22 protein-coding genes are annotated in these 26802 nt (G+C 37.8%); 17 read left to right on the top strand and 5 right to left on the bottom strand.

The window, feature by feature from the left end:
* Nucleotides 1-31 precede the first annotated feature (31 nt).
* The 8 genes from BM398_RS08205 (at nucleotide 32) to BM398_RS08170 (ending at nucleotide 9523) form a co-directional block, all read left to right on the top strand.
* Entirely contained in the window at nucleotides 32-1510 is a 1479-nt protein-coding gene (locus BM398_RS08205; protein WP_092337242.1) for a hypothetical protein, read from the top strand.
* A gap of 136 nt (nucleotides 1511-1646) precedes the next feature.
* Entirely contained in the window at nucleotides 1647-2516 is an 870-nt protein-coding gene (locus BM398_RS08200; protein WP_092337241.1) for a hypothetical protein, read from the top strand.
* Nucleotides 2517-3005, top strand: a complete 489-nt coding sequence (locus tag BM398_RS08195) for a hypothetical protein (RefSeq protein ID WP_092337240.1) — start codon at nucleotides 2517-2519, stop codon at nucleotides 3003-3005.
* Nucleotides 2999-4297, top strand: coding sequence for a phosphotransferase (locus BM398_RS08190; RefSeq protein WP_092337239.1), 1299 nt, complete (start codon nucleotides 2999-3001; stop codon nucleotides 4295-4297). The genes BM398_RS08195 and BM398_RS08190 overlap by 7 nt, the downstream gene beginning before the upstream one ends.
* A 30-nt stretch (nucleotides 4298-4327) precedes the next feature.
* Nucleotides 4328-5602, top strand: coding sequence for a glycosyltransferase family 2 protein (locus tag BM398_RS08185; protein WP_092337238.1), 1275 nt, complete (start codon nucleotides 4328-4330; stop codon nucleotides 5600-5602).
* A 52-nt stretch (nucleotides 5603-5654) separates the two neighbouring features.
* Entirely contained in the window at nucleotides 5655-6827 is a 1173-nt protein-coding gene (locus BM398_RS08180) for a glycosyltransferase family 2 protein (RefSeq protein ID WP_175531883.1), read from the top strand.
* Between the two features lie 76 nt (nucleotides 6828-6903).
* Nucleotides 6904-8433 carry a CDP-glycerol glycerophosphotransferase family protein gene (locus tag BM398_RS08175; protein ID WP_092337236.1) on the top strand — a complete coding sequence of 510 codons (1530 nt, stop codon included), beginning with the start codon at nucleotides 6904-6906 and terminating at the stop codon, nucleotides 8431-8433.
* 13 nt (nucleotides 8434-8446) lie between these two features.
* Entirely contained in the window at nucleotides 8447-9523 is a 1077-nt protein-coding gene (locus tag BM398_RS08170) for a glycosyltransferase family 32 protein (RefSeq protein WP_092337235.1), read from the top strand.
* Between the two features lie 185 nt (nucleotides 9524-9708).
* On the opposite strand, the gene BM398_RS08165 is transcribed toward BM398_RS08170, so the two are convergent.
* Complete coding sequence (locus BM398_RS08165; RefSeq protein WP_092337234.1) at nucleotides 9709-11133, bottom strand: AAA family ATPase; 1425 nt, start codon at nucleotides 11131-11133, stop codon at nucleotides 9709-9711.
* 295 nt (nucleotides 11134-11428) lie between these two features.
* Between BM398_RS08165 and BM398_RS08160 the strand changes: the two genes are divergently transcribed.
* The 4 genes from BM398_RS08160 (at nucleotide 11429) to BM398_RS08145 (ending at nucleotide 14540) form a co-directional block, all read left to right on the top strand.
* Nucleotides 11429-11710, top strand: a complete 282-nt coding sequence (locus BM398_RS08160; protein WP_092337328.1) for a type II toxin-antitoxin system RelE/ParE family toxin — start codon at nucleotides 11429-11431, stop codon at nucleotides 11708-11710.
* Nucleotides 11711-11761: 51 nt separating this feature from the next.
* Nucleotides 11762-12064 (top strand): HigA family addiction module antitoxin, encoded by a 303-nt coding sequence (locus BM398_RS08155; RefSeq protein ID WP_092337233.1) that lies wholly within the window; start codon nucleotides 11762-11764, stop codon nucleotides 12062-12064.
* Between the two features lie 159 nt (nucleotides 12065-12223).
* Nucleotides 12224-13378, top strand: a complete 1155-nt coding sequence (locus tag BM398_RS08150; RefSeq protein ID WP_092337232.1) for a hypothetical protein — start codon at nucleotides 12224-12226, stop codon at nucleotides 13376-13378.
* 82 nt (nucleotides 13379-13460) lie between these two features.
* Complete coding sequence (locus BM398_RS08145; RefSeq protein WP_092337231.1) at nucleotides 13461-14540, top strand: glycosyltransferase domain-containing protein; 1080 nt, start codon at nucleotides 13461-13463, stop codon at nucleotides 14538-14540.
* Nucleotides 14541-14543: 3 nt separating this feature from the next.
* Here BM398_RS08145 and BM398_RS08140 read toward each other — a convergent pair whose 3' ends face one another.
* Nucleotides 14544-15497 carry a hypothetical protein gene (locus tag BM398_RS08140; RefSeq protein ID WP_092337230.1) on the bottom strand — a complete coding sequence of 318 codons (954 nt, stop codon included), beginning with the start codon at nucleotides 15495-15497 and terminating at the stop codon, nucleotides 14544-14546.
* Entirely contained in the window at nucleotides 15494-16687 is a 1194-nt protein-coding gene (locus BM398_RS08135) for a CgeB family protein (protein WP_092337229.1), read from the bottom strand. The genes BM398_RS08140 and BM398_RS08135 overlap by 4 nt, the downstream gene beginning before the upstream one ends.
* A 244-nt stretch (nucleotides 16688-16931) precedes the next feature.
* Here BM398_RS08135 and BM398_RS08130 point away from each other — a divergent pair, with 244 nt between their 5' ends.
* Nucleotides 16932-17753, top strand: a complete 822-nt coding sequence (locus tag BM398_RS08130; RefSeq protein WP_092337228.1) for a flagellin N-terminal helical domain-containing protein — start codon at nucleotides 16932-16934, stop codon at nucleotides 17751-17753.
* Between the two features lie 96 nt (nucleotides 17754-17849).
* Here the strand turns inward: BM398_RS08130 and BM398_RS08125 are convergent, their stop codons facing one another.
* Together BM398_RS08125 and BM398_RS08120 are read right to left on the bottom strand one after the other, a co-directional pair.
* Nucleotides 17850-19178: a glycosyltransferase family protein gene (locus BM398_RS08125; protein ID WP_092337227.1), complete on the bottom strand. Its 1329-nt coding sequence runs from the start codon at nucleotides 19176-19178 to the stop codon at nucleotides 17850-17852.
* A 16-nt stretch (nucleotides 19179-19194) separates the two neighbouring features.
* Nucleotides 19195-20397, bottom strand: a complete 1203-nt coding sequence (locus BM398_RS08120; RefSeq protein ID WP_175531882.1) for a CgeB family protein — start codon at nucleotides 20395-20397, stop codon at nucleotides 19195-19197.
* Between the two features lie 125 nt (nucleotides 20398-20522).
* Between BM398_RS08120 and BM398_RS08115 the strand changes: the two genes are divergently transcribed.
* The 4 genes from BM398_RS08115 to BM398_RS08100 are packed head-to-tail and all read left to right on the top strand — an operon-like array spanning nucleotide 20523 to nucleotide 26802.
* Nucleotides 20523-21578 (top strand): glycosyltransferase family protein, encoded by a 1056-nt coding sequence (locus BM398_RS08115; RefSeq protein WP_092337225.1) that lies wholly within the window; start codon nucleotides 20523-20525, stop codon nucleotides 21576-21578.
* Nucleotides 21579-21626: 48 nt separating this feature from the next.
* The gene (locus tag BM398_RS08110) at nucleotides 21627-24026 is read left to right on the top strand and encodes a glycosyltransferase (RefSeq protein WP_092337224.1); all 2400 of its coding nucleotides are present in this window, start codon (nucleotides 21627-21629) and stop codon (nucleotides 24024-24026) included.
* 39 nt (nucleotides 24027-24065) lie between these two features.
* A complete protein-coding gene (locus BM398_RS08105; protein WP_092337223.1) occupies nucleotides 24066-24755 on the top strand; it encodes a ribulose-phosphate 3-epimerase in 690 nt (229 codons plus the stop codon).
* A 4-nt stretch (nucleotides 24756-24759) separates the two neighbouring features.
* Nucleotides 24760-26802, top strand: a complete 2043-nt coding sequence (locus BM398_RS08100) for a LicD family protein (protein ID WP_092337222.1) — start codon at nucleotides 24760-24762, stop codon at nucleotides 26800-26802.

Genomic DNA, 26802 nt, shown 5'->3' with positions numbered 1-26802 from the left:
CCGTTTTTTGGGGTGTAAGGACTTGCGGGGTATGAAATATTACAATAATATAATGTTTAAATTGTTCAATGACTTAAATAATTCAGAAATACGATATTGTCATTTTAAAAGCAATCAGCATATCAGACAAAGCTTTGCGGCTGCTTCAGATTTTGATTTGCTTGTTGACAAAAAGGATAAAGCGCGAGTCAACGCTTTTTTTGTTGACTATGGGGTAAAACGTTTTGAATCACCGATAGTAAATAATTATCCGGACGTTGAAAATTGGTTGTGTTTTGATGATGTCACAGGGAACATATATCATATTCATTTGCATTATGCACTTATAACAGGGACGACACATGCAAAAGAGTATGAACTTGGATTGGAAAAAATTCTTTTGGATAATTCATATGTGAATTCGGAATATAATGTAAAAATGCCTGAAGCAGAATATGAGTTGTTGCTTCTTATGATTCGATTAGCATTGAAAGGAACACCAAAAGATTTTGTTATGGCTCACAGCGGGAAATGGGTACTTAGTAAGAGCTTTTATGACGAATTCATCTATTTAAAAAATAGATCAGATATTGAGAAATTAGGAAAGATTTGCCAGGAAATTTTTGATGCAGATATTACAGCTGAAGTAAAAAAATGTTTTCAGTCGAGGATTGATTCTGATTTGTTTCTCAAACTTTACAACTCTTTTAGGGAATATTATTCAGCTAATAGAAGGTTTTCTTTTTTGAATGCAGAGAGATTGTTCTGGACGCAGGAATGTATTCAGAAATTTGGTAAGGAAAATAAAGCACGTGGAGGATTTTACATAACCAAAAAGGCCAGATATGGAAGAAAAGGTTTGTCAATGGCATTTGTCGGGGTGGATGGCTCTGGCAAGACTCGAGTGACGCAGGACATATATAGCTGGTTATCAAAAAAAATTGATTCACAGCTTGTATATTTAGGCACGGGGGATAATGTTACAAAGGATATCAGAGCATTAAAAAGGCTTTCACGCAATTATGACAAGATTTTATGGTGTGACGGTGGGGAGGAAAAAACGAAGATAGGAGATGATATTCATGATGTCTTAAAAGGAAGCATAGTCCTTTGTGTCACTGAAAGAAACAAAATAATACTTCAGAGAGTAAAGAAATATGTTGAGGCTGGAGGGATATGCGTTATGGATAGGTTTCCCCAGCTTGAGAGGAATAATGAGAATGATGGACCTAAACTTGGAAATTTGAAAGGAAATAATTACATAAAAAATATGATGGTTGAGGCAGAATATAAAAACCTAGTTAAGGCTATTTCAATGCAACCTGATATTATATTTCGATTAAATATAGATATTGATACTTGTATTCGTAGAAAGAGTGAACATACGAATAAGAGAACTGCTTTTATGAATAAACTTGAATCATTAAAAAGAATTAATTATGCAGGTGCCAAAGTTGTAGAGATTGATGCAACAAAACCATATGCGGAAGAATTGTTAGAAATAAAAACTATAATATGGAGTTTGCTGTAGTCGTGTTTGGCAGAGGGAGGATAGAACAATAGTTGGGATTAAAAGTGTTTTAGAATTCAAGGATATGTTCATATGTGCACCACAAAATGAACGCTCAGTATATTCCTTAGATTTAAAAAAAAGAACAGCTCAGGTTATGTTTAAGTTACCGGTTGAGTTTAGGGGCACTGTAAAGGAATTGTTTTTTTATGGGAACAATATATATTGCGTTAGCCTAAAGAACGCAATTGTCAGTTGTTTTCATGTTGACAGAAATGAAAATTTGGGAACTTTTGCTGCTGATAGTTCAGCGGAGTTCACATGTGCTGCATTGATGGGGGCGTATATATATATATTTCCCAAAAACAATTTGGACAGAACGGTCGTTTTTGATATAAGAAACAAAGTTTTCTTATCACCAAAATTTGATTGTTCAGAAGAGGTTAAAAGCATACATGAAAAATCAACAGCAAGGAGAAGCTATAGGCATAACTCATCTGTTTATCTCTTGTATACAGACCTTCGCTGTGTGCTCAGGATTAATCTTTCAACTAATGAGATAAAAATTTTGCATGTTCCGCAGAAATATCCATATTATGATATGAAGATAATAGGTGACCTGTGCTATTTAATTCCATTTGATACTCGGGAAATTTATGTGTGGAATATGCTATCGGGAGAGTTTAAGAGAGTATCAGATGGAGGCAATGGACCATATTTCAGAATGATATTACTTGGAGATGACATTTATCTATATTCAAAATGTGGTAAGAATTCAGTATTATCAAAAGGGCAGATTTATGAGACAGATATAAACATTGATGCGAATATGAGTATTGCGTCGGATAAAGGGGTATATCTTCTGCCTTGGAGCGAGGATAGATTTGCTTTTACTAGTCACGGAACGAAGACAGAGTACTTTATGATTTCTGAACCAATAGAGGCTATTTTGGATGAAGGATTCGTTATGGAGAGAAATTCAACTTTGTGCGATTTTATCAGTTATATTGCCGGAAAGGAAAATTAAATGACTAAGAATAAGAAGAGTGATAAGTTGCCAATATTCGGGCTTCTCATTTCAGCGCTTTTCAATTATATATGCTTAAAAATTTGTAATATGGCTAGAACTAAGAGTAAATCTGAAGCTAGAAAATATGAAGATTATTATAAATTGTTGGCTAAATGGATGGTAAAAAAACAACAAGGAAAGAACATAACTAATTATTTGTATTCTAGGGGATTTAAAGAGATTGCAATATATGGGATGAAGGAAGTTGGGCAAATACTTTTGGGTGAGCTGGATGCTGAAAAAGTAGAGGTTAAATATGCTATAGATCAGAGCGGTGAGTCGAGCGGAGGAATTAGTATTGAAGTATACTATCCGAATGATTTGCTGGATAAAGTTGATGCGATTGTTGTTACTCCAATTTATTATTTTGATGATATAAAGCGGCATATGGAGACTAAAATTGGCTGTCCTATTATTTCTATAGAAGAGATTATTGATAAATGTTGAATCAAATGGAATCTATTAAATTATTGGTAAAGAACAATGGAAAATATGTTGATGTGACTGGTCGAAGAGTGATTCTTTGGGGAGCAGGAAGGAATTTGCAACCGCTTTGTTATTCAATGCAGATTGATAGCATTGCTTGTGTTGTTGATTCATCTTCCTCTATGTGGCAAAAAAAAGTAGTTTTGCTTGGAGATGAGTATGTTATAGAAACGCCTGATGCCATAAAGGAATATGATGAAAATCGCTGTTTCATCATGATTACAAGTACCAATTATAGGGATGAAATAAAAAAGAATATCCAAGATTTGTATGGAGATAGATATCTGATATGCGAAAAGAAAAGCGATTTTCTCAGGCAATATACATCATTACAAGAATTGTTATACAAGGATCCAATAATAGTAAATGCTATTGCAAGAGGGAATCTCTCGTTATGTATGAAAAGCATAGAAAGCAAAGTGTTACAGAAAATAAAAGAACATATTTCAGATAATCTGGATGAACTGGCATTTAGCCCGCTGGATGGAGCGACAAGGGTGACATTTCTTGTTTGGCAAAAGAAAGTACGGAAGTATATTGTACATATTCCAGTTAGAAGTTTCAGAGAAGAATATAATCCATCTAACACAAGGAGCATTGCTATACGATATGAAGACAGAAAGAAATTAGGGAATTTGGATAAACTCTGTGTTTATGTTGACAATGAAGGAATAGAGATAGAAAAGTATGCAGAAACTGATTGCTTAGATTGGAGTAGTGAAGAAACTGTGAGTGGGGCTTTAGAAGAACTTCGATTGCTTCATGACAGCAATATTAGTCTTCGCAACAGATGGAACCCGATTGAAAGGGTGATAAGTAATGAAAAATATATTGTTCAGTATAATGGATATTTCCCTGAGCAGTTGTCAGTTCATATCCATGATTTATGTTTTGGTGAGTTGAGTAATATCGGAATGACGTCTGTATGCCATGGAGACGTACACCTTGACAATTTTGCTATGTATAAAGGCAAAATGGTTCTTATTGATTGGGAATGGGTGGGGATGTCTGACCCTATGTGGGATATATGCATGTTATACAGTAATTTAAAAAATAGAACTGCATTGAAATATAGTCTGGGAGACTTTCTCCAAATTTACTATGGATATATTCCATCTCAGCAAGAATTGAAGCGTGCTAGGCTGATATATGTACTTTTAGAGTACTATCTATATTGTATTATACTAAGAAAGAACAATTGTAAAAATGAAGAGCGCGAAAATAAGATTTGGGAGTTACTTCGGGATATTTAGCTGATAGTTTGCAATTGTCTGGAGGAATTTATGGTTTCTATCATAATGCCTGTATATAATACCGCGGATTATTTGAAAAAAACAATTGAAAATATCATAAATCAAACATATAAGGATTGGGAGTTGATTTGCGTTGATGATGAGTCTTCTGATGATTCATTAAAGATAATAAAACAGTTTGAGGCTTATGATAATAGAATACATCTGATATCTCAAGCACATCAGGGGGCTGGTGTGGCTAGAAACAATGGATTTGAGATTTCTAGAGGTGAGTATGTGATTTTTTTAGATTCGGACGATAGTTTTAGCATAAACTTATTGGATGTTTTATATAAGAATGCCATACAGACAAATGCAGATGTAGTTATGTGTGGATGTACAATTGAGAATAATGGTTTGATTAAAAAAGTTGAGAGACCTAAAAGTATTCCAAATGGGATATTTGATATTTCTGAACTTGATGACAGCGGATTTGCGCAGTGCGGATATTTTTCATGGAATAAGCTGGTGAAACGTAAACTGATTGTAGAATATAATATTTTATTTCAAAATCTGCAATCGTCGAATGACGTGTTTTTTAGCTGTATGGTGATATATACGGCAAAGAGGCTGTTATTTGTTGATGAAAGCAATCTGATTATATACAAAAAAGGGCGGGATGGAAATATTTCTAGTAGAAGAAATCCTGTAAATTGTTATAGAGCTGCTGAAGCAATTATAAATCGAATACCAACTGATGACGAGAACGGCATAAGAAAAGCCTTATATGTGATGCTGGTAGGTGGGATATATGAATTAAGACGTACAGATAACGAAGAATTAATTAAGCATTTTTGTGAGGAAATCAAGCAGTTTGTTATTGAGAATAAATTGTTTTCTGTAAATGCTTCAGATATACAGAAATATGTTGCTTCACTTTATGTGAACAATTCGGTTCAGACAAAATGGTGGAAAGAAAATGTTATTTTTAAATATGAATTAGAGGCGAATAAGGAGAAAATACTAAATGAATTGAATGAATATAAGAGATTTGTTCTATGGGGGTGCGGGAAGAGAGGCAAGGCACTACTATGTTTTTTTTTGGATAATGACATAGCTATCTATGGTATTACAGATAAGGATAAATCTCGTGCAGAACAATTGAAATCAGAATTGGGATTAGACACGAATGTCTTGGATATTGATAATATTGATGAGCAGACTGATTTGATAATAGCGTGCAATACGGAGTTATATTCATATCTTAAACGTAAAAACTTGGCTGTAGATATTTTGGATATTGAGAGATATTGTCCTTTAGCATAGAAAAAGTATGGTAATTGCTAATGGCTCAATTTTTTATGGGAGAGATATAGGTATGTATTCTGAACACCCAATGGTGAGCATTATAGTTCCGGTATACAATCTGGAATCATATATAGAAGACTGTATTAAGAGTGTTCTGGCGCAGAGCTATAAACACTTTGAATTGATAATCATCGATGATGGCTCTGAAGATGGAACTAATGAGATATGCAGGAGATATGCATGTGTAGATAATCGCATCACGCTTATCACACAGAGAAACTTAGGCGTTGTGTTGGCGAGACGAAGAGGACTTTCAGAGGCAACCGGGAAATATGTGACATTTGTTGATGGGGATGACTGGATAGAAAATGATATGTTGCAGATCATGATTGATAATGCGACAGATTCAGATATGGTCTGTTGTGGCGTTTCCTGGGAAGAAAAAAAGGCAAGTGTTATAAAGAAACGTGATTCTTTCGCGCCGGGTATATATGAGAACGAGCAAATTGACAATATTAAGTGCAAAATGCTTTATGACATGGAACACGGTGCTTCTCAGCTCCTTACAGCATGGATGTGGTCCAAATTGTATCGATTGGATAAGCTTAAAGAAGCGGAGGCTCATGTTGATGCAGGAGTGTATTTCTATGAGGATGCGCTTCTGGTATACAGATATGCTATGGGTGGCAGGAGAATAGCTTTTGTAGATGAATATCCATATCATTATCGATACAGGAGTGAATCGGCTTCTCACAGAATAGATCCATGTGCGATAGCAAATATCAATAGCGTCTATCTGGGACTTCTTGATATTGCTAATGATTATTCTAATAGCTACAGTTTTGCTAAACAAGCAGTAAGCTGGTTTCTTGAAAAAAGCTATTTTACGTTGAATGAACGTATGGGGCTAAGGGCTAATGGAAGAATTATCAGATATCTTCTTGATCAGTCTGAAATTGCTGGCAAAAGCATTGTGCTTTATGGCGCAGGTAGAGTTGGAAATGATTTGTATGCCCAGATGAAAACAATCGGAACTAATGTGGTGCTGTGGGTTGATAAAAGAGCAAAAGAACTATGCGATGACAGGATTGCCAGTGTTGATAAAATTGCAGGTGCAGAATACGATTTATTACTTATAGCAGTCGAGAGCAGTAGTGTAGCAGAAAAGATAGCTTTGGATCTGATTGGACGAGGAGTTTCAACGGGCAAGATTTTGAAGGCGAAGATTCACAGGCTGTTTTGAGAAAAAGGTTTATTAAAGCGAATGGTGTAATCTGTTATGAAGGTTTATCTGACTTTTTACATAAAGGGAATTAAGCATGATATTCGATGAGAACTATGCATATTGGGAACTGATGGCTGAGAAGTCTTACATGCTGTCTGATGATCGTTTGCTGAAAAAAGGGGTATCAGAATTTGAAAACTGTGACGCGGGCAAAAATATCTATGTGTTTGGATGCAATGATGCTGCAAAAGTATTTGTGAACCAGTTCAGGGAAGAATATCAGATCGTAGGGTATCTTGATAATGCTTCCGGTAAGTGGGGAAGTTTCATTGATGGTATAGAGGTGTTTGAGCCAGAGATAGCTATACCTAAGATGAAATCTGATAGAGATGCAATTGTCATTGCACTAAAGTTTAGGGCAGATGATGTGGCAGCTGATATTTATGAAATGGGATTTGATAACCTTTATTCTCTTGCGTTAATGATATTCCAGACCAGTCCATACTCAGAGTTTGTAACAGAACTTGAAGAGTATGAAAAAGCTCCTCTTGAGGATATGATACTTTTTGAAAGCACTAATGACTTTGATGGGAATGCAGGCGCGCTGTATGAGTATCTGAAGAAAAACAGGACGAAACGCAGTATTGCTTGGATAATAAAGAAAGCAGAAAATAGACATTGGGCGATAGATGAAAGTGATGAGGTTGTCTGCCCTAACGAAAACCTTGATGAATTAAAGAAATTTGTTAAACTTCGTGCTATTGCAAAATGGCAGATATGGGATAACAACCCTATAAGAAAAGTTCGCGACGGACAGGTTAATGTTTTTCTTCAGCATTTTGGTATGGGATATAAGCAGACCAGCAATTATTATAAAACACCGGATTATGTTGATTATATTCTTTCACCGAATGAGTTTGTGAGGAAACAACAACAGTCATCATTACTTTATCCTGCTACTGCAGAGTTCATCTATGGAGAACTTCCGAGAAATGATGTCCTTAAGGGCAAGTGGGATGAACTTGCAAAGATTACGGGAAAGAAATTTAGCAAAGTGATTATCTGGATGCCAACATTCAGGCAACTTGACACCAACGGAAGAAAAGATGCTGATGGTGATTTTCCTTACGGGGTTTCGCTGATTTATACCAAGAAACAGATGGAACAGCTAAATGACTATCTGAAAGAATTGGATATGCTACTGATTATCAAGCCACATCCAAGACAGGAGCTTAACTATAATTGTGGTAACTACAGCAATATTGTATATATAAGTGGCGCAAGGAACAAAGAGATTGATGGCTATAAGCTGATGACTCAGATGGATGCCATGCTTACAGATTATTCTTCAGTTATTTTTGACTATATGCTTCTGGACAGACCTGTGGCATTTGTGTTGGAGGATAAAGAACGGTTTAATCTTGAGTACAAGATGGATGATCCGGATTATTTCATGCCGGGGCATAAGATTTACACCATGGAAGATATGAAAGCATTTCTTAAGAGTGTTCATGATGGAGCGGATCCCTTTGGAGATAAGAGGAGAGAGCTGAGCACTATTTGCAATCCGCCATTTGAGGGCAGGGGAGCAGAAAAATTGGCAAGAAGGCTTGGACTTATTTAATGCGAGGATTTAGATGAATCTTAGAACTGGAAATTACAATGAACTTGCCAAAAGAATAAGAGAAAATAACAGCAAGGTAGTTATATACGGAGCCGGGATGATAGGTCAGATTGTGATTCCGTATATCGTGGAGACATATTGCCTTCATGACTATATCGACTGCTATGTTGATATGGATAAACGTAAGATTGGGAAACACATATCTATTGGATTTTCTGAATATGAGATTAAGACTCCGGAGATTCTTGATCAGGCGGATTCCAAAACTGTAATTCTTTTGACAAACAGTAAGTTTTATCCTGTTATCGAGTACCTTGAGAGTAAGGAATCGCTAAAAAATTCTGACTGCTATATAGTTTCAATTATGCAGAAAATGGAGCAGCGGAGTATGATTCCGAAGGTTATTCACTACTGCTGGTTTGGAGACAAGGAAATTCCGGTTTTTCTGAAGGAATGTATGGAAAGCTGGAAGGAAATGTGTCCTGACTACGAGATAAAAAGATGGGATGAGAATAATTTTGATGTTTCGAAATATCTTTTTACCAAGCAGGCATATGAAAAGGGGAAGTATGGCTTTGTATCTGATGTTGCAAGGCTGGATATTCTATATGAGTGTGGCGGAATATACATGGATACAGATGTCAGACTCATAAAGCCATTTGATGATCTTCTCTTTAACAAGGGATTTGTAGGAACGGAACGTTGGGGGAATATAAACTCTGGCGGGGGTATAGGAGCGGTTGCGCATCATCCCATGATAAAGGAAATGCTTGATTACAGGCTTAAGTTTCCTTTTATATATGAAGATGGGACGTTGAATATTGAGACAAATGGGCTATATGAGACTACACCTTTTGTTAGGCACGGATTCAGAGTGGACAATACTTTGCAGATTGTAAATAATATAACAGTTTATCCGGCAAGTGTATTTCATCCCTACGATTACATGAGCTGTGAGGAGAATATTGAGAACAGCACTATAGGAATTCATTATTTCTATGGCGGCTGGATGGACGAAGATGACAGAAAGAACAGGGCTAATACGCAGGATAAGTATAAGGTAATTCTTGAAAGAATGGGGTTGAATTGAAATAATCAATTCAGCCCCGATTACTCACTTATTCATGCTTTTATATTTTTCTTGATCAGCGAAATTCAGTTCAAATATCAAATTACCTACATCCTCAATGTCAGGATGATTCTTGGCAAGATTTTAAACTCTTCCCAAGTAGTTGCCTTGAATACCGGATTTATTAGTATATAAACGAAGTCTTCTTAATGTTCAAACAGGTCATCAAGTGTGATTACATTAGAGATGTGTTCTGTGTGAGCAACACCTGACAAGCCCATAGCTGAGATTAAGACTAGCTTCAGTGCTTGTTTGGTGCCTGTCTTTTTCTGAAATATATCTCTTTTTTTCAATAAGGATATATCGTAATCTTTGCTTATTGAAAATGGATGATCGGTATATTTCATTTCGCAGATGTTTGTAATTCTATCTGCACGTTCAATTACAAGATCAATTTGTGCACTATCGGTTTCGCCAAGATTGCACCATGGGAAGCAATCTGTTTTTACTCCGGAGATTCCAAGGGCAGTTTTTATTTGGGTAATGTGATGCATACATAGGATTTCAAATGCATGCCCACGCCAGTTTGCAAAAAGACCTGCATCGTTTGCGAGATCATCATAGCAGGTAATCTTTTTTCTTTTCGATAAAAAATGATAATGGAATAGCAGAAAGGGGTCTACAAGCTGTATATATAGCGGGTTGCCTTTCTCGTAATCTCTAGTGTATTCGACAATATATCCACATTTAATAAGATCTTCAACAGCTCTTGTGAAAGTTCCTGCGGAAGCATTTAAATTTCTCTGACAATCAGCTTTTTTTATCCCGTAGCTATGGGGAGAAAGCATCTCTAAGATTTGTCCGTATATTGGAGATTTCTTTAGGGTTGCTTCTAATAATCTGCTTGTTTCATCTTTTAATAGTGCATTGGGCCGAAATAATAATCTGTCTACATTTTGTCTAAAACTTTCATTTCCATTCATTAGGTCCATAAAGAAGGGAAGTCCGCCAAATACCATTTGATATTCTGCTATTTGTTCTCTTGACCATCCAAATTCTCGATCTTTGAAAAAAAGTTCTGATTCTGAAAGAGTGAATGGCGGGATAAATATTTGGGCAGTTACACGATGAAACATGCTGCCTGAATCGTCGAGCACATTTTTTATCATCCATGAAGTTGCCGAACCGCATATAATAAATAAAAGATTACCGGACTGAGTGCCCCTTCTGTTCCAGAAATCCTCAAATGCCAATAAAAAATCTGATCGTGGTGTTGCAAACCAAGGAAATTCATCTAGAAACACAATTTTTTTGTTATGAGGAGAAAAAGTAATATTGTCACTGCTAAGTATTTTGTCTAATCTTGAAAAAGCTTCGAACCAATCTTTAGGTATGGTTTTTGTGCTATCACCGCATTCAACAAGCCTCTGATTAAAGGCTTTAAGCTGTTCGCGGGTGGTACCTTTTTCTAAGCCTGTAGCGCGGAATGCAAAATAATCACCGAAGGTTTGCTCTATCAGATATGTTTTTCCGACACGACGCCTTCCGTATACGCATACTAATTCGGATTTTTTTGATTTATCGCATTGTTCCAATTCATTCTTTTCTTTTTTTCGCCCTATTATTTTCATATCGTATACCTTTCGATAAGAATAAAGATTCTGTTGAAAATAATTTTAATATTTTTTCCAAATAAAAGCAAATTATTTGAGATAATTGGAAATTTTTGTGAGAAAATTTCTTTTTTTTCCACTTAAACGGCTTAAAATGCTTCTGGCTGTAGTTAAATTGTAGCACATTTATACCGAATTTATCAGTATATAATCGGAATCTATTGCGGATAAAGGACAGAATATATAGATCATAGTAATTTTGCACACCAACTACCTGTTTGACATGCACATGTTTTGCGTGTATAATATAATTATGATAAAGACATTTGCTGACAAAGAAACTGAAAAGGTTTATAATCAGTTTTTTTCAACAAAATTGCCACAGAATATTCAAAGAGTTGCCTTAAGAAAATTGATTATGATTGATAATGCTGAGGGCGTGGAGGACCTTAGGATTCCTCCTTCCAACAGGCTTGAGAAGTTTGTTGGTGATAGGGAAGGACAATATAGTATTAGGATTAATAATCAGTATCGGATATGTTTTGTTGCTGATAGAAATAATTTTTATAATGTTGAAATAGTTGATTACCATTAAATGAAATTATTGTTGCGATGTATGCGTGTGTTTAATAATAGGAGAGTTGTTATGGGAAGATTTATTGAAACTCCAACGATGAGTGAAATATTGTATGAAGAATTCATGGAACCGTTGGGAATATCTGCTTATAAGCTGGCACAGGCTATTCATGTTCCTGTATCAAGAATTCAAGATATTCTTCATGATAGAAGGAAAGTGACTGTTGATACATCTCTAAGATTGGCGAGATTTTTTGGGGTGTCGGATCGATATTTTTTAGACATCCAAAATGATATAGATATAAGAAATCTTAGAATATCTATGGCGGATGATATTAAAATGATTCATCCGTATAATACAGCGGTGATGTAAGTGAAAAAACGAACGAATTAGTAGGTCTGAGTTGAGAAAATCAATTCAGACCTTTCTTTCAATTACTGCATGCTTTTTAAATTATGGTATTATATTTATACAAAGATATGTCGAAAAACCATATAGATATTTCTGATATATAACAGGAGATTTTGGTTTATGAAGATGCAAAGGATGAAGACAACTGCATTATTAACAGGGATTTGTATGGTGGTCATGTCGATCATCAGTCCCGTTGATGCGTTGGCGGTTGATACGGTGACTCTTCCACTTGAAGTATATGGAAAAGATGTGGTGTCTGTTGCTTTGCCTGCAATCAGCGAAGGCGGTGAGTCTCCTTTTGATTTTGTTATAGATCCGCAGGGCCTTATTTTTGCGACCGATGCAGCCAAGTATGGTGGAGGAAAGGTCGAAGAGGGCGCGACGATACTGTTTAGGAATCATGAGGGCGAATATGATTTTTCAAGGCGTAGTGACGCGCTTACAGTAAAAAACAGAAGTAACGTGCCTGTTGTTGTCACGGTAACGGCAAGTATTGAGAATCTCGGAGATATTGAGATTTCCGGAAACACAGACTTTGGCGACTCTGATGTGTGCGGTATGTATCTTGCAGTTGTAGATGATGAAGGCAATGAGAAGCCTATTTCGGAGGACGGTGAAATATCTATAAGTACCGAAATGCACAGGGCACCTGATGATGCATATGTTTACAGGATTGATGAGGAGAACGGAAGCTATTCTTACGAGCTTTCAAGGTCTCCTGAAGAGATAGATTTTGATTCGTATTCTTTTGGACTTACCGGATATTGTAATCCCAACGGAAACTGGCAGGATATTTCAGTACATCCGGTTGTAAGAGTTACCTGGAAGGTCGAGCCTGTTTTGTCTGAGGAAGAAGAGGCTGAACAGCTGGAAGAGCTTGAGGAAGCGGCAACTGCCGCAAGCAGCGAGCAGACTGAGGAGCAAGAGGAGGCAAAAGAGCCTGAATCCGATACTTCTGAGGTTGGAGAAAAAGAATCTGAACAGAATAATTCCGAAACTACAGAACAAAAGACTGACGCGGCGTCTACCGGAGCTTCGGTTGTAGAAAAAAGACCTGTTCTGGGTGAGCAGGTAGATACTGAGCAGGCGAGTACAGCTGCAAGCGTGATTGCTCCTGTAGAAGAAAAAGCAGAGGAAGCATCTGAGGATGAAGTGACGGCGTTGCATGACAATGAACCTCATCATACACAAGAGAGCACTGACACTTCAGAAAGCATGCAACCTCCCGCGCAGGAAGAAAATGCTACAAATACAGCCTCTGATGAACAATAAAAATCTAAAGACAAAGTTGGCGGCTGATTATTAAGATTGACTTGATTACTAATATTATTTGACTACGTTTTTGGAGAATTATATGCATAATGCGGAACTTATAAAGCAGATTAATGAAATACTTGCATATATCTGTAATAATGCTGAAACCATGGAGGAAGATGCTGTAAGAGAAAGCTTCTTATCTGTATATAAAACGCTTTTCGATAATCTATTATGCAAAGAGAATAAAGATGTGTTGAATACTATGCACAAAGCGGTCAATGAGAACATCAATTATATTGATGGATTAAGAATATTGGCGATGGATGCAATCATAAAATATGCATGCGCCGACGGAAGCGAAGGGATAAATAAGGAAGTTGAGGATAGTCTCAAACTGGCAGCAAGTGAACTTGATAAGAAAAATAAGCAGATTGCCAATGTGATGGACTACGTCGATCAGGTTGATTATATCAGAACACGTTATCATTTAAGATATGCAGAGTCTTCTGATAAGTTCAAAGGGAAAGGCGTTGTTTACACCGTTATAACAGGTGACTATGATGCTATAAATGAACCTGAGGTTGGAGACTCAGAGCTTTCATATATTTTGCTGACAGATAAGGAAAGACCTGATTACAATGGCAGATGGGAAATAAGGGTAATCGACAATCCGGACAATCTTGACAGTGTGCGCTTTTCAAGGTACCCCAAGATGTTTCCGCATATTTTTTTCCCGGAGTACGACTATTCTGTGTATGTCGACGGATCTATTGCGCTAAAAAAAGACATCAGAAGCTTTATAGATACCTATAGCAAAGACTGCGGAATGATCTGTTTTCCGCATTTTAGTTCCAAAAGCATAGTTGATGAAGCGAAGCTGCTGGTTGAGCGCGGAAAAGCAGACAAGGCAGTACTTGATAAGCAGATAGAAGACTATATAGTAAGCGGCTATACATCTAGAGGATATATAGCGGAACTTGGCTGCATAGTAAGGGACCACCATGATGAGGCACTTAAGAAAGTGATGCAGGATTGGTGGGATGAATATATGGCCTATGATCACAGAAGGGATCAGATAAGTTTTGATTATGTTTGTCAAAAAGACGGATATTTATTTGATCTGTGTGACCTTTCGGTATATCTAAATCCTTGGATGGAAATTAAAAAGATACATTAGTACTTAATTCTTTTTGCACCATTCAAGGAACTTATCACAATCTTTTTCAAAAGAGCTCTTTTCTGATGCAATCATTTTTCTGTAATCAGCAAATTTATCCTGATGTTCTTTGAAGTTATCGCAAATATCGTGAAGCAGCGAATCAAGCTCATCAAGTGAATCAGCGGGGACTTCAAACTTGTAGTTATCAGGAATCGGAACATCTTTAGAAAAGGCGGCAGCGCCTTTTTTGTTTGTGATTACGCAGCAACCGTTTGCAGCGGCTTCTCTGGGGATTCTGTCTTTACCCGGATGCTCGCCAAAGTCTACATAAATCTTGCTATTCTGCATCATAAATACCATATGTTCAACATCAAGACCTGTAAGTGCGATCCACTTAAGCCAGGAAGCTCTATCTATAAGAGGTTTTAGTTCGTTATATCCCTTAGCCGGATTGTATAGCGCAATATCCTGTCTTAGATGTGCGGGGAAAAGAAATTGTCCATGCGCATCGTTTATATAGTCGGATAAGTACATCCCGTTGGCATTCGGAATTTTATTCTCTACATAGTCCTTGGAATAATAAGATTGATATAAATGTAGGGAAACATCTTTTCTGATACTTTCAAGATTTGTTTCTTTGGTTGAGATTATATAATTGTCTACGCTCATCCACCACAAAACTTTTCTTGCATTCTTGATAAAAGGAAGAGACAATGTAAGCCCTTCGGGAAATACAAATACGTTATCGGGAGTATCGGCAGCAGCATAATCAGTAATATGTTCTGTATCATATATCGCATAAGCTTCGGGAGCAGGAGCATCTGCACCTAAATCCTCTCCGACAGGGCGATTCAGATCAACATATATCATAAACGCCGTACCCGGTGAGAGCTCGTTTATTCTGTGGCACATCTGATGCGCGAGCTCGGGGCCTCCGCTTGTTCTGTTTGCAGGTGCAAGAATATATACGTTCATGAATTGTTCTCCATGTTTTCCATAATGGTTTTGATAATCACAATGACTCTGTGAAGAACGGTGTCTTCCGCGCAGACTTTTCTGTAACCGTTTAGTGCGATTTCTTCACGTTCTTTATCATGAGTCAGGTAATAATTGGCTTTTTCTATCAGCTCATCGTGAGAACGGTATGTCTCCAGATGAACGCCGGGAGTCAGGAACATATCAAGTTCCGGCTGATAATTGGTCAAAAGAAATCCTCCGCAGCCAAGGATATCCCATATTCTCTGAGGAAGTCCCGATCTTATAGACCTCATTGTCGTATTGAGATTGATCTTGCTTTTCTTGAATATCACAGGCATATCTGTAAATGATTTAGCTAAACCGCGTTTACGTACATGCTTAGATAAAACTGTTGTGTCGCTTCCCGTAAAAAGGTCGAGATTAAAAGGCTGTATATTATCTGCAAGTAAATTCATAAGTTTTATGCGTTCCATAGCTGTTATGTGATAACCGATATAGTCATCAATTGCAATCTGCCTGTCAAGATTTCTTATGCTGAGCGCCGATGAATAGAAATTTGGATCGGTATCCTTTATACACTGTATTTCTTTATCGGTAATGGTATTTTCGATATATTCAAGCCCGTATATGCTTTCCTGGAGCTGACACTGCATTTTTTCTTCAAGAGAAGCGCTGATTTCCGAAGGCAAAGATAACTCGCCGTACGGATCTTTTTCTGTATAAAGAGATCCTATAAAAGATACATCATAGTCATAACCTGTAGTATCGCCTATTGTAGCATCCAGTCTGACTGTTGCGGCACCGAGCGGCAAGTGGAAGATACAGTTTTGGTTAGCGTCTTTTATAGATTCATATTGTTTTTGGTCGAAAAGAAAAACTCTGTTATAAGGGCTTTTGATCGCATTATTGTATATTTCAAGAACGGGGCAATCTACTGAAACGCAGACGTAAGGAAGCTTTATCCTTTCACATACCATTGCAATAAATGGAAAAAAATTTATAGAGAAAACGAATAAAGGCTTATGATCAGCAATGAGATTACCAAGATGGGCAATCTTGCTATCAACAGAAAGGGTGTTTTCAGATAATCCCTGTTTGTCTTCAATTATTGTTAGGCCGACAGCTTTTAGCGCGTCAATATAATCGGGTTCACATATGCTGTCATATCTGTAAAATATTATATTCATAAATTCATTCTACCATAAATAGGATAATTATGATGTTATGTGGACGCTTTTGGATAAAAAATGTTGTTTATAAAAAGTTTATACATTATTTTTTAAAAAAGGGGTTATTTTTTTAGATTTATAGTCGATAATAAAAGTGTAAAACAAAACAGAGATGGTTTTTAGGCCAGCACTAAGAACTATTTCGAAACGAGCAAACGAGTGGCAAGGATGCCACCGTACAAATTCAAGGAGGAATTATATTATGGTAGTACAACACAACATTACAGCAATGAATGCAAACAGACAGCTTGGAATCACAACAGGAATTCAGGCTAAGTCAAGTGAGAAGTTATCATCTGGTTACAAGATCAACAGAGCAGCAGATGATGCAGCAGGTCTTGCAATTTCCGAAAAGATGAGACGTCAGGTTAGAGGTCTTACACAGGCTTCAGCTAACGCTCAGGATGGTATTTCTGCAGTTCAGACAGCTGAGGGTGCTCTTAACGAAGTACACGATATGCTTCAGAGAATGAACGAGCTTGCTACAAAGGCAGCTAACGACACTCTTCAGACAACAGATCGTGAGTACATCCAGTCAGAGCTTAATGCACTTACAAACGAGATCACTCGTACAGGTGCTGCTACACAGTTCAACAACCAGGCTCTTCTTGATGGAACATTCAAGAATAAGAACATTCAGGTTGGATCTGAGACATCTGCTGAGAACCAGATTAAAATTGACATCGATAAGATGACTGCAACCGGATTGGGACTTAGCGCAGATGTTACAGGTACTGATGCTACTAAGGCAAAAGCTACTATCAACAATATTAAGGGATGTCTTGAGGCAGTTTCAAAGCAGAGATCTGATCTCGGTGCTATCCAGAACAGACTTGAGCACACAATCAAGAACCTTGATAACGTTGTTGAGAACACACAGTCTGCTGAATCTGCTATCCGTGATACAGATATGGCTACCGAGATGGTTAAGTATTCTAACAACAACATCCTTGCACAGGCTGGACAGTCAATGCTGGCTCAGGCTAACCAGACAAACCAGGGTGTTCTTTCACTTCTCGGATAATCTTAGATGGTTCACAAGAAAACTTGGTCATTTGCATAATTGCAACTACCAAAGGGGGCTCCGGAAACGGAGCCCTTTTTCTTTTGAAATTTCTTATTAAGATTTGTATTTGTCTATATACAAAAGCCTGTATTTATTATAAAGACCAAGTTTCATTATGCCGTCGTCGTGTGCTGCCCAGGGAGATGACTGATTGGGGACTGCAATCTTGTATCCGAGGTTCAGATATTCGGTGCACTGGGAAATATCGTAGAAATCAAAACCGTCAAAGAGATCATCTCGCCATTCTATTCTCTTGTTACTGATCATAATAAAGCCATCTATCGCTTCTACTGTAGATAAAGTATGCGTATGAACGGTACTGTCATGATTATAGTCATATGACAGGTTATCTGGAGATAAAGAATATAAATTTCCGACTCTCTTGTCATGCCACATAACCGCATCCGGTGGAAGCGCAGGACTTCCTACAAGGCCTATCATTCCGACAGTATTGTCAGATTCGAAAATATCAGCAATTTCATAAATGAAATACGGGTTCAATATACAGACATCCTGGTGAAGAAAAACGTTTATATCGGCGCCGCTTTTATATTGCCCCATGTTATATCCTTCAGCCATACCTGATGCGTCGCTTATTGAAATCGTTTCTACTTCAAATCCTGCGGGGACAAGTAATTTATTTATGTAGTAACAGCATTCGTTGTACATAAGAGTGTTATTCACGCAGGTTATAAAACAAATTTTTTTGGGATTGTTGTATGAGCGATCCGGCGGATAAATCTTTTGTTTATTTATTGGGATATTCTCATATTTTTTTTCAGAAAAAGATTTTATTAGCAGGGCTTCATTTTTGTAGCCCGAATTTTCGTAGTATTGCGAAAGCTTTTCTGCAACAGCGAATTTATTACCTGTGCAAGATTCATCAAGCATTTGAAGAATGTAAAAAAATGATGGATTTATATTCAGAATGTTGTCAAAAAATGCGTAAGTCTCATCTTCGGGAAAATCCATTTGTATTCTTCTGAGCAAATAAAATGTCATCTGCTTTAAACTAACGTAGTCATCTACAGAACCTATAAGAGAAAAAATATTCCCCAATATCCCTGCGGATTTTTCTGTCTGATAGATTATATGGGCGGACAAGAATCTGTCGAAGTCGGTAAAAATCTTAGACAGTTTGTGGTATTCATATGATTCGCAAATGCTGCATATCTCTGCATAAGCAGTATCTGTGCACTCCGAAAGAAGAGAGTTTATTTTAGCCAGTAACTTTTGATGAGAGAGTACATCGTCACTGTATCTTTCTGAAAAGATTTCATAGTCTTTGGCGGTATCAGCTATCATTTCACGGCGCCCTGATTCTGTATAATTGCCGTTACTGTCTTGATATTTTGTTATATCTATTGTAGGGCGAAGTATCATAAGTAATTACCTCGTATTAGACACTCTTTACGATGTCAATTATCTGTCCTACACGTACATCAAAGGAGTGCTCTTTTTGGATTTTGTCATGGGCGTTTTGGGCAATTTGTTTGCGCTCGGATTCATTTGCAAGATAGTAATCAATCTTGTTAAGGAGGTCTTTTCTATCCTCGTAGTATACAAAGTCTTCGCCCGGAACGAAGATATTGGCGAGATCTACCTGATAATTGGACAAAAGAAAACCACCTGCGCCGAGGATATCATAGGCTCTTAGCGGGATTCCCCTCTGGATACTCCTAAGAGTTATGTTGAGGTTGATCTTACTAAGTTTGAAGATATAAGGCATTTCAAGAAAATAATCCGCTGCACCCATATTTTCAACGCCTTTTGGGCAGAAAGCCTTGTTTTGCCCGTAAGTATAGAGTCTCATGTCGTGGTGCGCACCTATCATTGTGAGGATTTCTCTTCGTTCAATGATGGTTGCCTGTCTGTTTATTATGTAATTTGCATAGAGGTATGCAGGTGTTTCGGCGCTGTCGGGATAAGGATATATGTTGCTTACTTTCTGGATCTCATCGACTATTTCCGGAGGAAGACATTCTTCTATATAGTTTATTCCGTCGACCTGAAGCTGACCGCGGATAAGTCCGTCAATGTATCCGAGTGAATATGGGCTTAATTTTGGGGCAATCTCATCATAGTATTGCCTTCTTTCTGTATACAAGGAACCGACAAAAGAGATGTCTGCCGCAAATTTTTCTTTTTCTTTTTTACCCGGAATCATTTTATCAAGGCGTCTTGTTGATGCGGCGAGAGGAAGGTAATGTACGGTTTTTATGCCGCCTGATCTGAATGTCTCGAATTCCTTGGAATCAAACATAAGAACTATATTGCAGGGATTTATGACCTGACATGAGTAAAGGAAAACTTCCGGATTGTCATAAACCCAGGAGACATATTTAACGCCGTCAATATTGCAGACTTTGGAAACTACCGGCAGGAAATTAAATGAGAATACGAAGTCCGGATCTGTTGCCCTTATGGTTTTAAGAAAGTCTGCTTCAAATTCGGGATCGCTTGTTGCTTTCTTTTCTTCATAGGCATATGGGTATTTTACTATTTCAAGATGATTGCCTTCGCTGTCAGTGTACTTTTCCAATGCGTCAAGCATGTCCATATTTGCGAAAAAAATTGATATATCAAGATAAAGAACTTTCATGTCAGTCCTCCAAAGATTGGTATTTGGTATAGTTATTACTATCATACCATTGGTTTAATTGAATGTGTGGGAATATTTAGGTATAATTTGATTATGATTTCGGGGATTTTGGGGGATTGCGGATCATGCAGGATAAAATTAAGATGGCTTTTATCGCCTGTGTAAATGATGATCGGGCGGCAAGTGAGTGTGCATTTTATATTGACAGGCTTAATGTGCCTGAAAACATGGAGATTGATTTTATCACTATCAAGGATGCCCCCTCTATGTGTGCCGGCTATAATGCGGCGATGAGATCTACAGATGCTGATTATAAGATCTATATCCACCAGGATGTTTTTATTCTGAACAGGGATTTTCCTAAAGACCTGGTCAGAGTTTTTGAAGAAAATGCGCAATATGGGCTTCTTGGCGTAATCGGAGGTTTCCTTCCGGCAAACGGATCAGGATGGGATCATTGGACTGTTGGCGCAACTTATACGGTGAATGAAGACAAGAACCTTGACCTGAGATTTAAAAGGATGACGGAAGAGACTGTTGCCGAGACAGATGCGGTTGATGGAATGTTTATAGCGACAAATGAGGATATTCCGTGGAGAGAAGACATTTTTGACGGATTTGATTTCTATGATTTATCCCAATGTGAAGAATTTAAGAGAAGAGGACGCAAGGTAGGCGTAATAATGCAAAACGAGCCTTGGTGCATGCATGACTGCGGGCTTAGTAAGCTTACAAGTTATGACAGGTACAGAGAGAAGTTTTGCAATGAATATAGCGATAAATACAGATTTGATGAGTATTATACAGTGTCGCCCGAAAAGGAAGAAATGTATAAGCTTGGATTGCAGTTTCTTGAAACGATTGAAGAAGCACTTGGTATGGGCAATTACGAATTTGTATACAGTGTACTTGCGGAGCTTAAGGATAGACGGAAGCTTGATAATAAGCTTAATGCTCTCATGGATGTAAGGGAGCTGTGTGAAGTAAATGGCAGAGTCGTTTCTTTTTCCCGATTTGGAGGAAATGTCGGCGAAATAGTCGGAAGGCTTAATGAGTATAAGTTTCAGATGCGAAGGGCGGCTTTGGGAGATGAGAATGCACTGAATTTCTTAAGGGCAGAACTTGACGCGGGCATGCTTTCACAAGACGGAATTGATTTTTTGAATAGAAGGTTTATGTGAATTTCTATATGAGTTTATTCAGGCTTTGAAAGGAAATGATCATTTTATATGGATAAGACCGATATTGTACGTTCAATAGATGAGGCGCTTCATGGCAGAGATTTTGAGCGGCTCTTTCAGATAAGAAAAGAGTATGAGAAGACAGAGAAAAACGATGCGGACCTTGCATATTTTTTTCTCATTCATGATATGGAAAAAGATATTACAGGTAATATTTCAGACGGGATAATAAGCGCAGCGGGGAATTTTGAAAATGCAGTAAGGATAATAAAAAAGTTAAAGTGTTTCATCATAAGAAGCGAATGGGCAGAGGAGTTTTCCGTGGATGATGCAGGCGATTATGCATTGTCTGTAGGAGCAAGCGCCAATGAGATACTTCTTTTACGCAGTATTTGGACTAGAGACAGCAAAGCCGGTAACAACACGAATGATGCGAATATAAAGAGCAGGATATGCGAGGGTGATGATTATACGCCTGAAACTTTTGCGTTTATCATATGCTCCAATGATAAAGATGAATTTGATGAAGCGAAGTGGTGGATAGACAGGTTATATGTGCCTGAGGGATGTGGCGTAGAAGTTCTTGAGATAACGGATGCAAGATCTATGTGCAGCGGCTATAACGAGGGAATGGAGTATGCGGCTTCACTTGGAGCAAAGTACAAGATATATATGCATCATGATGTTCGCATAATAAATCAAAATTTACTGTACGATCTTATCGATATATTTAAGGACGAATCCATAGGTATGGTTGGAATGGTTGGACCAAAAGAGGTTCCGAATGACGGAATCATGTGGTCTGACAGGCAGTATGGGAATATCGTTGAAGCAAGGATAAGCAAAATCTTAAATTACAGAGAAGACAGTATAACGCTTGAGTATCCTGATAGGAAAAGCGTAGATGTGTCGCTTGTGGACGGCTGCTTTATTGCTACGTCCAAGGATGTTTTGTGGAGAGAAGATATTTTCGATGGATTCGATTTCTACGATGCTTCGCAAAGTATGGAGTTTAAGAAAAAAGGTTATAGGATAATCATTCCATATATGGAAACGCCGTGGATATTTCATGATTTTGGTATGCCTGAGCTTGGAAGATACGATTACTATAAAGACATTTTTGTAAAAGAGTATTTACAGGAGAAGTCTTTATTTGAGATAGAAAGCAGGCTTAAAAAGAATTCCGAAGATTATGAGCTGTATTATCAATTGGGAAATTATTATCTGAAGGAAAATCCCAAGTTGGCTTTTTTATCTTATGAAAACGCATATTATATGGCATGCAAGAAATATGGTGCCGGTAGCAATGAGGCATATTCTATGAAGGATGTCTTATGTAAGAGTAAGATGTCGGGAAAGGCCAATGCAAGAAACGTCTCTTTTGTGATATTGTCATATAACTCTCTTGAATATACGAGAGAATGTGTAGAATCTGTGCGTGCAAACTGCTATGATGGTGCGGTAGAGATAGTTGTGGTTGACAATAATTCCGATGATGGAAGTGTCAAGTGGCTGGAAGAACAGGAAGATATTGTTTTTGTTAGAAATAAGGAAAATACAGGATTTCCGAGAGGTTGCAACATTGGAATAAAGGCGGCAAATCCGGATAATGATATTTTTCTTTTAAACAGTGATGCGCTTATGCTTCCGAATTCTTTGTATATGATGCGCATGGCGCTTTATTCTGATAAGAAGATTGGTGCCTGCGGGGCTTCTACAAATAATGCATCGAATAATCAGGTTGTTAATATTCCTCTGAATACTGTGCCTGAATATACGGAATATGCGCGTGTTACCAATATTCCCGCCGAAAATATCGTTGAACTTAAGTCGAAGCTTGTAATGTTTGCGATGCTTATAAAAAGGGATGCATATATTAAGGTGGGAGAACTTGATGAGAGATATACTCCCGGTAATTACGAAGATGACGACTACGGAATGAGGCTTATGGAAGCCGGTTTTAGGAGCGTTATGTGCTGGAATGCTTTTGTTTATCATTATGGAAGCAAGAGCTTTGGAAAGATGTCCGATAAGTACAGAGAGCTTCTTGAGAGAAACAGGATTAAATTCATTGATAAATGGGGATTTACTTCCGAGAGAAGCATGCACTTTAAGGGAAAACTTTTGGCTGAGATAAAAAAGGAATCCGGTGAGAAGTTCAGCGTTCTTGAAGTTCAGTGCGGTTTTGGAGAGATGCTTTCAAGAATAAAACTGCTATATCCTTTTGCTGAAGTTAAGGGGATTGAAAGTGACGAAAAGATTGCGGCGCTTGGTAAAAATAAGTTTGATATTGAGCATATGGATCTTTTAAAAGAAGATTTTTCTCCGGATAAAAAATATGACTATGTGATTCTTGATACATCGGTAATTGACGGTAAAGATGAAGAAGTTTGGAGAAAAAAGCTTTCACTGTATGTAAAAGATACAGGTAAGCTGCTTATTGGATGATTCGGATAAGCGGATCGTATATGGAATGCAGGGGGTATTATGAATAATTTTATGCTTACAGCGTCTATGATGTGCGCTGATTTCGGTAATCTTGAAAAGGAAGTCAGAGCGCTTGAGGCAGCCGGAATAGATTCTTTTCACATTGATATTATGGATGGTCGTTACGTTAATAATTTCGCTATGTCGCTTTATGACATGATAGTAATTGCACGTGTGAGCAATAAGCCTCTCGACGTGCATCTTATGATCGAACATCCAAGGAATAATATAGATCTTTTTCTAAGATATCTCAGGGAAGGCGATACTGTATACATTCATCCGGAGGCGGAGTATCATCCGTCTGCGACAATCCAGAAGATAATTGACCGCGGAATGCATCCGGGAATAGCGATAAACCCGGGGACCAGTGTTGAATCGGTAAAAGAACAGCTTCGCATAGTTGACAGAGTTCTTGTTATGGCTGTTAATCCCGGTAATGCCAGCCAGATGTTCCTTCCTTTTGTCGGTGAGAAGATTGATGTACTTCTTCATCTTCGTAAAAAGATGGGATTTGAACTTTACTGGGACGGAGCGTGCGGAGCAGAAAGGATGCTTGAATATGCTCCCAAGAAAATGGATGGTTTTGTACTTGGAACGACACTTCTGTTCGGGAAAAATGCTGAATATTCCGATATTATACCGGCAATAAGGAAGTTGGATTTTTCATATTTGAAAAAGGAGTCTGTGTAATTTAATGATCAACAATAATTCCGATGAAATGAATATGGTGCCGCTTGAAAATATCAGTTTTCCCGAGTCTTTTTTCAGACCGGAAGTCAGAAACGGTTTTTATATCTCTACGATGATGAAGCGCTATTGGGCGGGACAGCTTCAGATGTTGTCGGATATTGATAAGTTGTGCAGGGAGCATGACATCAAGTGGTTTGCCGAATATGGTACTCTTATCGGAGCAGTGCGCCATGGTGGATACATTCCATGGGATGACGATTTTGATATATGCATGCTAAGGGATGACTATGAGCGCTTTTTTGAGATCGCAAGAAAAGAATTACCGAGTGTCTATATAATACTTACGCTTAATGATGTAGAGAATGAATATAACAATTTTCTTGGAAGGATAGTAAACAGTCATGCAATTGACTGCAGTAAGGAGCATCTTGATTTGTTCAGCGGCTGTCCGTACACTGTGGGCGTCGATATTTTTCCTATGGACGGTGTATATAATGATGCTGAGAAAGAGAAGGAACGTCAGGAGCGTGTTAGGAGGATCATAACTGCACATGATGCGATTTCTGAAAAAGATTCTCTTGGGGAATACACAAATGAAATCGAGAGCCTTTTAATAGATGTGGAAAAAGAGAATAACGTTCATTTTCACAGAGGAAAAAAACTCTTGCATGAAATGGAAGTTCTCATAGATAAAATATTTATGGAATGTCCTGTATCTGAAGCTGATAATGTTGCATTGATGCCGTTTTATCTTAAATATGGCAATCACATTTTCCCAAAAAAATATTTCCAAAGTTCTATAGATATGAAGTTTGAGAATACTATGCTCAAAGTTTCGGCTTACTATGACAGGATATTGTTGAGTAACTACGGAAACTATATGGAAATACACAAAAGCGGCGGTATGCATGAATATCCCATATACATCAGTCAGGAAAATCTGCTGAAGGAAAAGATGGGGCATAATCCCTTCAGATACACGCTTGATAACAATGAACTTCTTAATTCTGTCAGAAGATATATGGGCAGAATGCTTATGCCTGTGCAGGAAAAAGAAAAGATGACGATTGTGTTCCTTCCATGTAGGGTGAAGTGGTGGAATACTCTTGATGGTTTGTGGCGCAAGTATAAGTCTGAAGGGCATGAGGTGCATGTGCTTCCGATAAATTACTATGATTGCGATTTTATTGGAAATGTCGGGGAGATGCATGATGAGAGAGCTTTTTTCCCTGATTATCTCAGTGTTGAGGATTGCGAGAAGTTTGACTATGCGGGAATTCATCCCGATAAGATTGTGATACAGGTGCCATATGATGCATGGAATACAGCGTTTACCGTACATGAATTCTTTTATTCGGGGAATCTTTTAAATGTGACGGATGAACTTATTTATGTTCCTTGTTATGATATCGACGATCCTGTCGATGACGATGATAAGGCATGCAGGTGTATAGAAATTCTTGCGGAGCAGCCTGCGGTGGTAAATGCGGATAAGGTTCTTCTTAAGTCCGAAAAACAAAGAGAACTGTATCTAAAGAAATTGATTGGACTGACAGGAGAAGAAACGAGAGCTTTCTGGGAGCAGAAGATAGAAGTTTCGGATTTGGTTGCTGAGCCGGAGTCTGATACAGATACCTTTACGAGCGATGAAGGCGAGTGGAATGAGTTTCTTGGCAAGTATGAAGGTCGCAAGGTTGTTGTTTATTACTTTAGCATCAGTACTCTGATGGAATATGGAGAAAAGGCAGTTGATAAATTTGAGAGGGCGCTGGAGACTTTTTCAGAGTATACGGGCAAAATGACTGCTGTATTTGTTCCGCAGGATTATCTGACTGCGAATCTTGATATTGTTGATGAGACAGTGAGAAATAGGTATATCGCTTTTGTTGATAAGGTTAAGGAAACGGAAGGATGTATCTATGACGAGGAAAATCGTTCACTTCAGTTCATTGACAGGTGGAATGGATACTATGGCGATGCGGGAGTGGTTGCCAGAAAGTGTGTTGATATGAAAATTCCCGTAATGCTCGAAGATGTAAATGTATAA

Source organism: Butyrivibrio sp. M55 (genome assembly GCF_900116865.1).
Lineage (GTDB): Bacteria > Bacillota > Clostridia > Lachnospirales > Lachnospiraceae > Butyrivibrio.
This window is presented reverse-complemented; position numbering and strand designations above follow the sequence as displayed.